The organism is Dermacoccus sp. SAI-028, from assembly GCF_004346775.1.
Classification (GTDB): domain Bacteria; phylum Actinomycetota; class Actinomycetes; order Actinomycetales; family Dermatophilaceae; genus Dermacoccus; species Dermacoccus nishinomiyaensis.
Genome location: NZ_SMFS01000001.1, coordinates 2,748,248 through 2,761,077, shown reverse-complemented (window position 1 = coordinate 2,761,077; position 12,830 = coordinate 2,748,248). Strand labels below are relative to the sequence as shown.

Below are 12,830 nucleotides of genomic sequence, written 5' to 3'. Positions count from 1 at the left end.
GTCACCCCGCTTGTTGCTTCGTACAACTAAATGTAATCTCCTCGGGTAGGTATGTAATTTACACAAACGGAGTGGTCACTTGTCCTCACCCACCGCGCCGACCGGGGCCGCCCCCGCGATGCGCTTCTCCCCGATGACGGTCGTCGCCGTCCTCTGCATCGGCAGCCTCAGCGGCGCGCTCATGCAGTCCCTCGTCATCCCGATCCAGCGCGAACTGCCGGAGCTGCTGCACACGTCCGCGAGCAACGCCTCCTGGGCGGTGACGGCGACGCTGCTCGCCGGCGCCGTGACGATGCCCGTCACCGGCCGCCTCGCCGACATGTACGGCAAGAAGCGAGTCCTGCTCGTATCGGCGACGCTGCTCGTCCTCGGTTCGGTCGTCGCGGCGCTGTCGAGCACCCTCGCGCCGTTCCTCGTCGGCCGCGCGCTGCAGGGCATGGCGATGGGCTACATCCCGGTCGCCATCAGTCTCGTGCGCGAGGTCGCTCCGCCCGCGCGTGCGACGGGCGCCGTCGCCGCCGTCAGCGCGACGCTCGGTGTCGGTGGTGCGCTCGGTCTGCCGATCGCAGCGTGGATCGCGCAGGACTACTCGTGGCACGACCTGTTCTGGCTGTCCGCGGTGCTCGCCGCCGTCGTCGTCGTGCTGACGGCGTTCGTCGTGCCGCACATCCACGACGAGCACCCGGCGCACATCGACCCTGTCGGCATCATCGGTCTCGCCGTGGGTCTGGTCTCGGCGCTCGTCGGTGTCTCGAAGGGCTCCGAATGGGGGTGGGGCAGTGGGCGCACGATCGGCAGCATCGTCGCCGGTGTCATCGTGCTGCTCGTCTGGGGCGCGTACGAGCTGCGTCACCACGATCCGCTCGTCGACCTGCGCACCATGGCGCGCCGCCCGGTGTTGTTCACGAACCTCGCGGCCGTGCTCGTCGGATTCGGCATGATGGCGCAGTCCATCATCGTGCCGCAGCTGCTCGAGATGCCCGAGGCCACCGGGTACGGTCTCGGCCAGTCGATCCTGCACGCCGGGCTGTGGATGGCTCCCGCGGGCCTCATGATGATGGCGTTCGCGCCCGTCTCGAGCGCGCTCATCACGCACCGCGGTGCGCGGGTGACGCTCGCCACCGGTGCGCTCGTCATCAGCATCGGCTACGTCATCGCGCTGTTCCTCATGAACGCGCCGTGGCAGCTCATGGTCGCCTCGTGCGTCGCGTCGGCGGGTGTCGGCATCGGTTACGCCGCGATGCCGACGCTCATCCTCGACAACGTGCCGATGCACGAGGCCGGCGCCAGCGTCGGCGTCAACGGCCTGATGCGTTCGGTCGGCACGACCGTCGCCGGCGCCGTCATGGCCGCCGTGCTGACGAGCCGCACGACCGTCCTCGCGCCGGGGACGCCCGCCATCCCGACGGAGGGCGCGTTCAAGGTGTGCTTCATCATCGGGGCCTGCGCCGCCGTCGCGGGCGCCGCCATCGCGATGCTCGTCCCGCGACGTGTGCGCCCCGACGCCGAGGCCCAGCCGGCCGGCGTCGACCTCGCACCGGAGGGCGCCGTCGTCGCGGGCTGAACCCGTCGCTCACGGTGAGCTCGAACGTCGCCCGCGAAGGTGTCAGATCTGACGCGTTCGCGGGCGACGTTCGTCATGAATGGCTGACGTCGGATGCAGTACCCCGATGGCGCGACATGTCGCGTAAGTCGGGATGCTGTGACGCAAGAACGCCCCACTCGTGCGACGTGACGCACGAGTGGGGCGTTCTTAGGCCCAATGGTCAGGTGGACGTACTTCGTCAGCCCGCGATCACTTCGGCGGTCCGACGCGCGCCCGAAGGGGCCGGGGCACATCCTCGCTTCGCTGCGGTGCACCCCGCCCCTTCGAGCTTCGTCAGCCCGCGATCACTTCGGCGGTCCGACGCGCGCCCGAAGGGGCCGGGGCACATCCTCGCTTCGCTGCGGTGCACCCCGCCCCTTCGAGCTTCGTCAGCCCGCGATCACTTCGGCGGTCCGACGCGCGCCCGAAGGGGCCGGGGCACATCCTCGCTTCGCTGCGGTGCACCCCGCCCCTTCGAGCTTCGTCAGCCCGCGATGCGGATCATCCGCTTGTTGCAGAACTCGTCGAACCCGTACGTGCCGAGCTCGCGCCCGAAACCGGAACGCTTGACGCCACCGAACGGCAGCTCCGACGAAGAACCGGGGGCCTCGTTGATCGACACCATGCCCGACTCGAGCCGATCGGCCACGCGCAGCGCGGCGTCGACGTCAGACGAGTGCACCGACGCGCCGAGACCGAACAGCGTGTCGTTCGCGATGCGCACGGCCTCGTCCTCGTCGGCCGCCTTGTACATGACGGCGACGGGGCCGAAGATCTCCTCGCTCCACGCGCGCATCTGCGGCGTGACGCCGGCGAGCACCGTCGGCGTGACGTACGCGCCCGGACCGTCAGGACGCTTGCCACCGACGACCACCTCGGCGCCCGCGTCGACGGCGTCGTCGATCTGCGCCTGGATACCCTTCGCGGCGGCCTCCGTCACGAGCGGGCCGATGTTCGTCGACTCGTCGTGCGGGTCGCCCATCTTCAACCCGGCGACGGCCTCGGCGAACTTCGGCACGAACTTGTCGTACGTCTCGTCGCCGATGAGGATGAACCGCTTCGCCGCGTTGCACGCCTGACCCGAGTTCTCGAAGCGGCCGAGGATGCCGTCCTCGACAGCCTTGTCGATGTCGGCGTCCGGCAGCACGACGAACGGGTCGCTGCCGCCGAGCTCGAGCACGGCCTTCTTCAGGTTGCGCCCTGCACGCTCACCGACGGCCGAACCGGCGCGCTCCGAACCCGTCAGCGACACGCCCTGCACGCGCGGGTCGTCGATGAGCATCGCGATCTGCTCATTCGTCGCGTAGAGGTTCTGATAGACATCCTTCGGCACCCCGGCGGCGTGGTAGATCTCCTCGATCACCTTCGCCGAACGCGGGCACTGCGGCGCGTGCTTGAGCAGGATGACGTTGCCGAGCAGCAGGTTCGGCGCCGCGAAACGCGCGACCTGGTAATACGGGTAGTTCCACGGCATGACGCCGACGATGACGCCGACGGGCTCCTTGCGCATGTACGCGCGCCCGTCACGCTCGCCCAGGTCGAGCTCCTCGTCGGCAAGCACCTCCGGCGCGTGCCTCGCGTTGTACGCGTGGATGTCGCCCGAGAGCCACACCTCACCCGTCGCGTCGCCGTGGGGCTTGCCCATCTCGTCACCGATGATGCGCGCCAGTTCCTCCTGACGCGAGTCGTACTCGGCCGCGACGCGCTCGATGATCGCGATCTTCTCCTCGAGCGGCACCTTGCGCCAGCGCTCGCGGGCGGCGTAGGCGCGCTCGAGGGCGGCCATTACCTCATCGTCGGTCGCGGTGGGGAAGGTCTCCTCGACCTCACCCGTCGCCGGGTTCGTCACCGTGTAGATGGCTTCACTCATCACATGTCCCTTCGTCGCAGGCGCTCAGAGCGCCATGCCCACGTACTTGGTCTCGAGGTACTCGTCGATGCCCTGGAAGCCGCCCTCGCGGCCGAACCCGGAGGCCTTGACCCCGCCGAACGGCGCGGCCGGGTTCGAGATGACGCCGACGTTGACGCCGACCATGCCGTACTCGAGCTTCTCGGCGACCCGCAGCGCCCGCGAGTAGTCCTTCGAGAAGAAGTACGCGGCGAGGCCGTACTCCGTCGAGTTCGCGCGGGCGATGACGTCGTCCTCGTCGGTGAACGTCTGGATCGCGGCGACCGGGCCGAAGATCTCCTCGCGCACGATGTCGTCGTCACCGGGCACGTTCGTCAGGACGGTGGGGGCGACGAAGTTGCCCTCGCTCGGCACCTGCTCGTCGCCGCACACCTTCGTGGCGCCCGCGGCGACGGCACCGTCGATGAGTCGCTGGACGTTCTTCACGGCCTTGCCGGTGATGAGCGGGCCGACGGTGACGCCCTCGTCCATGCCGTTGCCGACCGTCATCGCCTTCATCTTCGCGGCGAACTTCTCGCCGAACTCCGCGGCGACCGACTCGTGCACATACAGACGGTTCGCGGCCGTGCAGGCCTCACCGATGTTGCGCATCTTCGCCGCCATCGCGCCCTCGACGGCCGCGTCGACGTCAGCGTCCTCGAAGACCATGAAGGGCGCGTTGCCACCGAGCTCCATCGACACGCGCAGCAACTGCTCGGCCGACTGCTCGACGAGCTTGCGGCCGACAGCCGTCGAGCCGGTGAACGTCAGCTTGCGAGCTCGCGGGTCGCGAATGAGCGGCTCCATGACGCCGCCCGAATCGCTCGTCGTGACGACGTTGACGACACCCTTCGGGACGCCGACCTCCTCGAGGAGCGCGACGAGGGCGAGCATCGTCAGCGGCGTCTCGGCGGCGGGCTTGATGACCATCGTGCAACCGGCCGCGAGCGCCGGACCGATCTTGCGCGTGCCCATGGCGAGCGGGAAGTTCCACGGCGTGATCATGAGGCACGGGCCGACGGGCTGCTTCATCGTCAGCAGTCGCGATCCGCCCGCGGGGGCGGGCAGGTACGTGCCGTTGATGCGCACGGCCTCCTCCGCGAACCAGCGGAAGTACTCGGCGCCATAGGCGACCTCTCCCTTGGCCTCGGCGAAGGGCTTGCCCATCTCGAGGGTCATGAGCGCCGCGAAGTCGTCGGTGCGCTCGATGAGCAGCTCGAACGCCTTGCGCAGCAGTTCGGAACGCTCACGCGGTGTGGTGGCCGCCCAGCTCGCCTGCGCGGCGTGCGCGGCGGCGAGGGCTGCGTCGCCGTCAGCGGGGGAGGCGTCGGCGACGCGCGCGAGGACCTCGCCGGTCGCGGGGTTCGTCACCTCGAGCGTCTTGCCGCCCTCCGCGTCGCGCCATGCGCCGTCGACGAACAGCTGCTTCGGCACGTCGTTGATCAGAGCCTTCGTGTCCATGTGTCTTTCCTATCCCAGATTCGTGGTGTACCGGCGAGTACGGCGGGTGCAGCTGTGGAAGCGGCTGTGCCGGATCGCCCGGGGCGGGGCGATCCGACACAGCCTGTGGATGGTCGTGCTCGCTCAGGCGCTCAGGCAGTCGCGGAGTCGAACGCTTCGGCGATGATGTCGAGGCCCTCGCGCAGCAGGTCGTCACCGATGACGAGCGGCGGCAGGAAGCGCAGGACGTTGCCGTACGTGCCGGCCGTCAGCGTGACGACGCCCTGAGCGTTCGCGGCGGCCGCGATCTTCTTCGTCAGGTCGGCGTCGGGCTCCTTCGTGCCGGCCTTGACGATCTCGACGGCCATCATGCCGCCGCGTCCGCGGATGTCGCCGACGACGTCGTGCGTGTCGGCGATCTGGCCGAGGCGCTCGCGGAAGATCGCCTCGATCTCCTTGGCGCGCGCGGGCAGGTTCTCCGACTCCATCGTCTCGATCGCGCCGAGGGCGCCCGCGCAGGCGACGGGGTTGCCGCCGTAGGTGCCGCCGAGGCCGCCTGCGTGGACGGCGTCCATGATCTCGGCGCGGCCCGTCACGGCCGCGAGCGGCAGGCCGCCCGCGATGCCCTTGGCGGTCGTGATGAGGTCGGGCACGACGCCTTCGGCGTCGCACGCGAACCAGTCGCCGGTGCGGCAGAAACCGCTCTGCACCTCGTCGGCGATGAAGACGATGCCGTTCTCGCGGCACCAGTCGGCGACCTTCTTCAGCCAGCCGGCGGGCGGCACGATGAACCCGCCCTCACCCTGGATGGGCTCGATGATGACGGCCGCGACGTTCTGCTCGCCGATCTGCGCGTGCACGGCGCTCGTGAACGCCTCGAAGGCGTCGGCAGTGATCGTGTCGGCGTTGCCGACCCAGCGGTACGGGTACGCCATCGGCATGCGGTAGACGTCGCCCGCGAACGGCCCGAAGCCCTGCTTGTACGGCATGTTCTTCGCCGTGAGCGCCATCGTCAGGTTCGTGCGGCCGTGGTAGGCGTGGTCGAAGGCGACGACGGCCTGACGGCCCGTGTGGACGCGCGCGATCTTGACGGCGTTCTCGACGGCCTCGGCGCCCGAGTTGAACAGCGCCGAACGCTTCTCGTGGTCACCGGGTGTCAGCTCGTTGAGCTTCTCGCAGACGGCCGTGTACTCCTCGTACGGCGTCACCATGAAGCAGGTGTGCGTGAAGTCGTCGAGCTGGTTCTTGGCCTTCTCGACGACCTTCGGCGCCGAGTTGCCGACGCTCGTCACGGCGATGCCGGAGCCGAAGTCGATGAGCTGGTTGCCGTCGACGTCGACGAGGATGCCGCCGCCCGCACGCTCGACGTAGACAGGCAGGCCGATGCCGACGCCCGCGGAGACCGCGCCCTTCGTCCGCTGGTGCAGTTCCTGGCTCTTCGGGCCGGGGATGGCGGTGACGAGCTTGCGCTCCTGAGGGACGGACGTCATGGCCGTGTCCTTTCGTCGTGCGGGATCGAACCGAGGTGCGAGTGATCAGGGTCGGTCAGTGTTCTCCCTCACTCTGAGGCTTGGCGCCTATGCTGTCCAATATCAATTTTCGATGATTGGTATGCATGTTGGGAATAGGCCGCTGATGGGCTCTGGCCGGCCGCCGAGGGCGGTGAAAGTGACCGTAGATCGCCGATGTGGACGTAGATCGCAGAAGGGGACGGTATGGAGTTGAGGGCGGTCGAGTGCTTCGTCGCCGTGGCCGACGCCGGGACGGTGACGGCCGGCGCGGCGCGACTCGGCGTGGGGCAACCCGCCGTCACGCGTCAGATCCAGCAGTTGGAGCGGCAGCTGCGCATCCGCCTGTTCGATCGTGAGGACGGGCGGCTGCGCCTCACCTCCGCCGGCATCGACGTGCTGCCCGTCGCGCGTCGACTGCTGCGCCAGGCCGACGCCGTGAGTGACGCGGCCCGCGGCGTCGCAGCCGGCCGTCTGCAGCGGGTTCGTCTCGTCAGCCCCGGCACGACCCGCGACGACGTCCTCGCCCCCTGGCTCGCGACGTGGTCCGCCGACGCGCCGCTGCCGAGCATCGCCGAAGCGTCCGTCGACGACGTCTACGACACGTTGCGTCGCGGAGCCGACCTCGCCGTGGCGCCGCTCGCACCACCCCCGGCGTTGGGCAGCCGCGTCGTCGCGCGCCTGCCGCTGTGGGCGTGCGTCGCGCCGACCCATCCGTGGGCGCAGCGCGATGCCGTCCACCTCGACGAGCTCGCGGGTGCTGACCTGCTCCTGCTCGAACGCAGCTTCTCGGCGCGCCGCGTGCTCGACGCAGCCCTCGACGCAGAGCAGCTCGGCGTCGAACCCCGCGCGGAGTTCGCCTCACCCGTCGTCGCCCAGGCCGTCGCGGCCAGCGGGCGCGGCGTCTGCGTCCTCACCGACGACCCCCGCTTCGGCCTCGTGCCCCTCACGATCCGCGACGCTGACGGCGACGCTCTCGGCATCCGCCTCCACGCCGCGTGGGATCGTCGCCATCACGCCGCTGACGCGCTCGAACGGCTCGCGCAGGATCTGTCGCGGTTCACGCGACGGAGGTATGCCTGACGAGTCGTGTCGTGGTCAGGCCTTCGAGGCCTTCTGCACGAGGCTGATGTAGACGGGCATCGCTGCGAGGGTGGGGTGGACGCCGTCGATGAAGTACTCGGGGTGGTCCTTGGAGGCGCCGTACCAGTCGACGAGGTGCACCCACGGCCGGCCCTTCGCCGCCTCGCGGATCGCATGCAGCGCCTGCTTCTGGGTGCCCAGCGTGGTCTTCGGCAGCACGAGCACGACGCGTTCGTCCTTCAACGCGTCGAGGGTCTTGGCGAGCATCTCCTGCGGTACGACACCGTTGTCGCCGGTGTGGATCAGGACGACGTCGCTCCTGATCGTCCCCGCCTTCGCAGCCGCCATGACCTGCTCGAGCACCGCGTTCGCCTGCTGGCTCTTCGCGGCGTGGTTGTCGACCGTGCGGTAGGCGTGCGGGAGCTGGTTGAGCGCGACGGACGCGGGGACGGAGTCGCCCCAGACGCTGATGCTCATCTGCTTCGTGGCGCGGGTGTCGAGCCCGGCCACGGGGGTGTTGCTCGACGACGACGGGCTCGCCGAGGTCGACGGCGCCCCGGGGTGCCCCGGCGTCGGCGGGGCGGACGGCGCCGGGGTGGGCGTGGCGTCGATCCCGGGCGCGGGTGCCGTCGTCTCGGTCGACCCCTGACGGTGCGCGACGATCTGTGTCGCCGTGACGATGAGCGCTGCCGCGAGTGCGAGACTCGCGACCATGGCGCCGACACGGCGGTCGACGACAGCGCCCCGCGCGCGACGCAGGCAGGCGCGCACCCCGGCGCGGCGCACGGGCATCTCGACGTAGCGGTAGCTCAGTTCGGCGAGCACGAACGTCGCGATGCTCAACCCGATCGCGGGCAGCAGCCACGACGACTCCATCGCGTCGGTGACGAACGGCAGCGTCACGAGCGGCCAGTGCCACAGGTACAGCCCGTACGAGCGGTCGCCGACGTAGCGCAGCGGGCGCCACGACAACGCGCGGGTGAGCGGGCCGTCATGGACGACGACCCACACGAGCGCCGCCACGACGAGTGAGAAGGCGAGGAAACCGCCCCAGCGGTAGAAACCCATCGAGAGGAAGTCGAGCTGCGTCATCACGACGATGACGGCGACGAGCGCGGCGACGCCGGCGGCCGTCATGCGGGTCGTCGCCGGGGCGAATGTGAGGCGCGAGCGGAACCCCCGCCCGTCGAGCAGCAGTGCGAGGGCGGCGCCGACGAGCAGGCCCATGACGTGTGTGTCCGTGCCGAAGTAGACGCGCGTGGGGTCGTCGGCCCAGCGGCCGCTCGAGGCGAAGGCGCCGACACTCATCGCGATGCTCGAGGTGAGCGCCCCACCGATGGTCACGGCGAGCAGGACGTGACGCCGCTTTCGTGTGGCGCGAACGGCGAGGAGCACCCCCGCCACCACGAGCGGCCACAGCAGGTAGAACTGCTCCTCGATCGCGAGCGACCACAGGTGTTCGAGGAACCACCACGAACCGAAGTCGCCGTACTGCCGCCCGCCGTACACGTACCACCAGTTCGACGTGTACGTCAGCGCCGCCGCCGCATCGCGCAGTTGCTGCGCGAGGCCGGACGGATGGAAACACGCCGTGACGAGCGTCGTCACGGCGAGCAGGAGCAGTGCGGCGGGCGCGAGGCGTCGCACGCGAGCGGCCCAGAACGCCTTCAGATCGATGCTGCGCAGCGGCCAGCGCGACCACAACTGGCTCGTGATGAGGTAGCCCGACAGCACGAAGAAGATGTCGACGCCCAGGAAACCGCCGCTGAACCCGGGCACCCGGAAATGGAACGCCATGACGGCCAGCACCGCCAGTGCGCGCACGCCGTCGAGGGCAGGCAGCCGGCCGCGCCGCGGAGTCGCGACGGTCGCTCGCGCGGCGTCGGAGGCTGGTTGCACGGCGTCGGAGGACGACGGGGCGCTCGTGTCGGCCGATGTGGTGGGGCCTGTGATGGCGTCAGTGCGAGCGGCGTCCGAGGACGGGGCGCTCGTGTCGGTCGACGTGGTGGGGTCTGTCGTGGCGTCCATCGCGTCGGTGACCACTGACGTCGCGTTGCTCGCCGCGGATTCGCGAGCCGGCGGGGCCAACCGTTCCGCGTGGTGGGGTGCCTGACGCGGGGGTTTCGCGAGCATGTCCGTGGGGCGTCTCCGAGGCCGAGAGCTCGCCTCGCGGGCCGCTCGGTTCGTGCGGTCGACCGACTGCCCGACGGTCGTGCGGGAGGCCGCCGCTGTCGCCGGCGTCTCGACGACGTCCCTCGATGGCTCGACGCGCAACGTGTCCGCGTCGTTCTTGACGCGCGCGCTCGGGGACGCTTCCCGAGATGCGGGAGAGGACGTTGCGGGAGCGTTCGCTGATCGCGGCGGGGACGTCAGCGGGTCGGCGCTGAACAGCCAGCCGGGCAGGTCATCGCTCGATGAGGGCACGCCGCCACGACCTGCGTTCCGGTCGCGACTGCCTGCCGCGCTCCCGCTCCGGCCTGCAGTCTCGGCGCCGTCGCGACGAGCCGTGCCGCGACCGCGAGGCGTGCGTGGCCCGTCGTGGTCCGTGCCCACGATTGTTCCCCCTGGCGTTCGTTCCTCCCTGACCCTTGATGGTATCACCTGGCCACCCTGATGGACGTGGCGACGCGGCCACGATGACGTAGCTCACGAACGGGCCGCCAGGGCGTCGGTGACGACGGTGCCCCGACGATTAGCGCCGACGCGCCGCGGCATGTAAGGTTTGGTGTCGCTGCCGATCGCATCGGTGGCGCACGACGAGAGTCGCGGGGTGTGGCGCAGCTTGGTAGCGCGCGTCGTTCGGGACGACGAGGTCGCAGGTTCAAATCCTGTCACCCCGACCAGCGTCAGCAAGGCCCTCATCGGTTCGCCGATGGGGGCCTTCGCCGTACCCGTCCGAATGCGGGCCCAGCCGTGTGCGTCGTGGCCGCAGTGCGCAGTTGCCCGATCCCGCGGCGACGCGAGCGCGTTCGAAACCGCCGCCGAGGCGAGTTCACCGCCCTCCCAGCCGACGCGCGCACAATGCCCGCTGTGAACGAACTGCATGCCTCGTCATGGCTGACCGACTGGCGACCGGGCTCATGGGGCACCCTCCTCGTCGCAGTCGTGACGATCGGCTACGTCGCCCCCTGGATCCGCGCACGCCGTCGCGGACGAGCTGACGTCTCGTGGCTCGCGTGGTTCCTGACGTTCGGCGCCGGCGCGCTCGCCTACACGCTGTGCGGGCCTGTCGAGGTGTGGTCGACGCGCCTCATGTGGGTGTTCGCGCTGCAGGTCGCGCTGCTCGTCGCCGTCATCCCGACCGGCTTCGCGCTCGCGCGCCCCGTCGACGTCATCGAGGGCGCGGCGGGGTCGACGGCGCTGCGCCGGATGCTCGGCGGGCGCCTCGGACGGGCGCTCATGTACCCGTTCGTCAGCTCGATCCTCGCGATGGTGAGCGTCATCGTCGTCTTCTTCACGCCCTACGGGCAGGCCGCGCTCGACTCGACGCCGATGCGCATCGTGCTCACCGTGCACCTTCTCGTCGTCGGCGTCACCGTCGTGCTGCCCCTGCTCGCCGGCGATCTGCTGCCCGCGTGGGCCGGGCCCGGCGTGCGCGTCCTGCTCGCCTGCGTCGACGGCCTGTTTGACGCGATCCCCGGCATCCTCGTCATGACGCACCACGATCTGCTCATGCCGCACTTCCCCGGCTTCGCAGCGTCCGCCTCCACCTACCGCGGCGACATGTCCGCCTCGCTCGATCAGAAGTTCGCCGGGGGAGCGCTGCTCGCCGTCGCCGAGAGTGTCGGGCTGCCCCTGCTCGCAGCCGTCTTCATCGAATGGATGCGAGCCGATCGCGCGAGCGCCCTCCGCGCCGACGCCGAACTCGACGCCCAGTACGGCGACGGCCCCGGCACGACGACGCCATGGTGGATCACCGCGGCACCCACCACGTCCGAGGGCAGCGCCGACGCGACCCTCACCGCCTCCGAGGGCCTTGCCGACGTCCCACCCGATCGGACGTCAACACCCTCGAGGTGACGCACACCACGATTCGGAGCGTTTTCCCAGCGGCTCACGGGCAATTCCCCAGATGAGTCCTTTCCCTTCTTCTATGGGGTTGAACGGGACGTGGCTGCCGATCGTGCTCGGCTGCGCCGCGGCACTCGTTCTCGTCGTCATCGTCCGGGGAGGCTCGTGGGGGGCGCAAGCCGTGGATGCAGGCGCTGTCGCGCCTCGGCCTGACGGCACTGTTCACCACGCTCGCGCTCGTCGGTGCCCTGTCAACAACGAGTAGGCGTTCTACACGAGTTGGGGTGACCTGCTCGGCGACTCGCCTGCGGACACGCCGCGTCACTACGGCGCGCCCACGCCGGCGCCCGCCCTGGATCAGCAGGCCCCTCCGCGAGTGCCACCCCGACGGCGCCGACGACGCCGCACGCCCTGCCCGCGCTGCCGCAGCCGGGTCAGCGCCTGCAGAAGTGCGAGATCCCGGGCCCGAAGAACGCCGACGGGCGCCCCACCGCGTCGCGCAAGGTGTACGTCCAGCTGCCGGTGGGGTACGACCAACACTCCGCGACGCGTCACCCCGTCATCGTCGCGATGCACGGATTGCCGGGAAGCCCAGAGACGTACAGCAAGCTCGACCACCTCTACACGCGTCGACAGGGCTGTCAGCGACCGCCGCATCGCCGCGCCCATCGTCGTCGTGCCGCAACTCAACCGCACCCTCGACGACGACACGGAGTGCATCGACGACCCGCACGGCCTGCAGACCGAGACGTGGCTCGCCTCCACGCTGCCGACGTGGGTGAAACACACCTTCGCCGTCGCGCCCGGGCGCGGGTCGTGGGCGACGTGGGGGTACTCCCTCGGCGGATGGTGCGCCTCGATGCTGACGATGAAGCACCCCGCGACGTTCGGCGCCGCCGTCGCCTACCAGGGCTACTTCCGTCCGCAGTTCGACGGCCACCCGCCGTTTCCCCCAACTCGCCGCAGGCGCGCAGCTACGACCTCATCGCCCTGGAGAAAGCCAACCCGGTGCCCGTGTCGCTGTGGCTGTTCGCCTCCGACGCCGACAAGGTGAGCTACCCCTCCGTCAAGGAGTTCCTCACCGTGGTGAAGCGGCCCACCGACGTCACGGCGCGCATCGCGCAGGGCGGCGGCCACCGCCTGTCGGTGTGGACGCGCAAGATCCCGCGCTCGTTCGACTGGCTCGTCGAGGTGCAGCCCGGTTTCGCACCGCGCCCCTGAACGCCGGGGCAGCGACGCAGGGGAAGAGCCTGACGTAAAGAACGCGTCAAGACGCGACAAGGCGACCTCAAGACGAGCGGTGCGCCGCCGGGGC

Annotated in this window: 9 protein-coding genes and 1 tRNA gene; 6 read left to right on the top strand and 4 right to left on the bottom strand. The window is 70.0% G+C overall.

What is annotated here, in order from left to right:
• The first annotated feature begins 79 nt into the window (after positions 1-79).
• A complete protein-coding gene (locus tag EDC82_RS12570) occupies positions 80-1,564 on the top strand; it encodes an MFS transporter (RefSeq protein ID WP_235006225.1) in 1,485 nt (494 codons plus the stop codon).
• A 505-nt stretch (positions 1,565-2,069) separates the two neighbouring features.
• On the opposite strand, the gene EDC82_RS12565 is transcribed toward EDC82_RS12570, so the two are convergent.
• The 3 genes from EDC82_RS12565 to gabT all read right to left on the bottom strand — a co-directional run bounded on the left by EDC82_RS12565 (position 2,070) and on the right by gabT (position 6,403).
• Positions 2,070-3,455, bottom strand: a complete 1,386-nt coding sequence (locus tag EDC82_RS12565) for an NAD-dependent succinate-semialdehyde dehydrogenase (protein ID WP_040014345.1) — start codon at positions 3,453-3,455, stop codon at positions 2,070-2,072.
• A 24-nt stretch (positions 3,456-3,479) separates the two neighbouring features.
• Positions 3,480-4,934, bottom strand: a complete 1,455-nt coding sequence (locus EDC82_RS12560) for an NAD-dependent succinate-semialdehyde dehydrogenase (protein WP_006943997.1) — start codon at positions 4,932-4,934, stop codon at positions 3,480-3,482.
• A 131-nt stretch (positions 4,935-5,065) separates the two neighbouring features.
• Complete coding sequence (gene gabT, locus EDC82_RS12555) at positions 5,066-6,403, bottom strand: 4-aminobutyrate--2-oxoglutarate transaminase (RefSeq protein WP_074040905.1); 1,338 nt, start codon at positions 6,401-6,403, stop codon at positions 5,066-5,068.
• A 225-nt stretch (positions 6,404-6,628) separates the two neighbouring features.
• On the opposite strand from gabT, the gene EDC82_RS12550 reads away from it, so the two are divergent.
• Positions 6,629-7,504: a LysR family transcriptional regulator gene (locus EDC82_RS12550; protein ID WP_038569601.1), complete on the top strand. Its 876-nt coding sequence runs from the start codon at positions 6,629-6,631 to the stop codon at positions 7,502-7,504.
• 15 nt (positions 7,505-7,519) lie between these two features.
• Here the strand turns inward: EDC82_RS12550 and EDC82_RS12545 are convergent, their stop codons facing one another.
• Positions 7,520-9,532, bottom strand: a complete 2,013-nt coding sequence (locus EDC82_RS12545; RefSeq protein WP_160126250.1) for an acyltransferase family protein — start codon at positions 9,530-9,532, stop codon at positions 7,520-7,522.
• A 738-nt stretch (positions 9,533-10,270) separates the two neighbouring features.
• Here EDC82_RS12545 and EDC82_RS12540 point away from each other — a divergent pair.
• The 4 genes from EDC82_RS12540 (at position 10,271) to EDC82_RS15300 (ending at position 12,736) form a co-directional block, all read left to right on the top strand.
• A tRNA-Pro gene (locus EDC82_RS12540) sits at positions 10,271-10,347 on the top strand.
• A 187-nt stretch (positions 10,348-10,534) separates the two neighbouring features.
• On the top strand, positions 10,535-11,524 hold the full coding sequence (locus tag EDC82_RS12535; RefSeq protein WP_160126249.1) for a cytochrome c oxidase assembly protein: 990 nt from the start codon (positions 10,535-10,537) through the stop codon (positions 11,522-11,524).
• Between the two features lie 367 nt (positions 11,525-11,891).
• On the top strand, positions 11,892-12,569 hold the full coding sequence (locus EDC82_RS15305; RefSeq protein ID WP_160126248.1) for an alpha/beta hydrolase-fold protein: 678 nt from the start codon (positions 11,892-11,894) through the stop codon (positions 12,567-12,569).
• A complete protein-coding gene (locus tag EDC82_RS15300; RefSeq protein WP_040014341.1) occupies positions 12,524-12,736 on the top strand; it encodes a hypothetical protein in 213 nt (70 codons plus the stop codon). The genes EDC82_RS15305 and EDC82_RS15300 overlap by 46 nt, the downstream gene beginning before the upstream one ends.
• Positions 12,737-12,830: the final 94 nt, after the last annotated feature.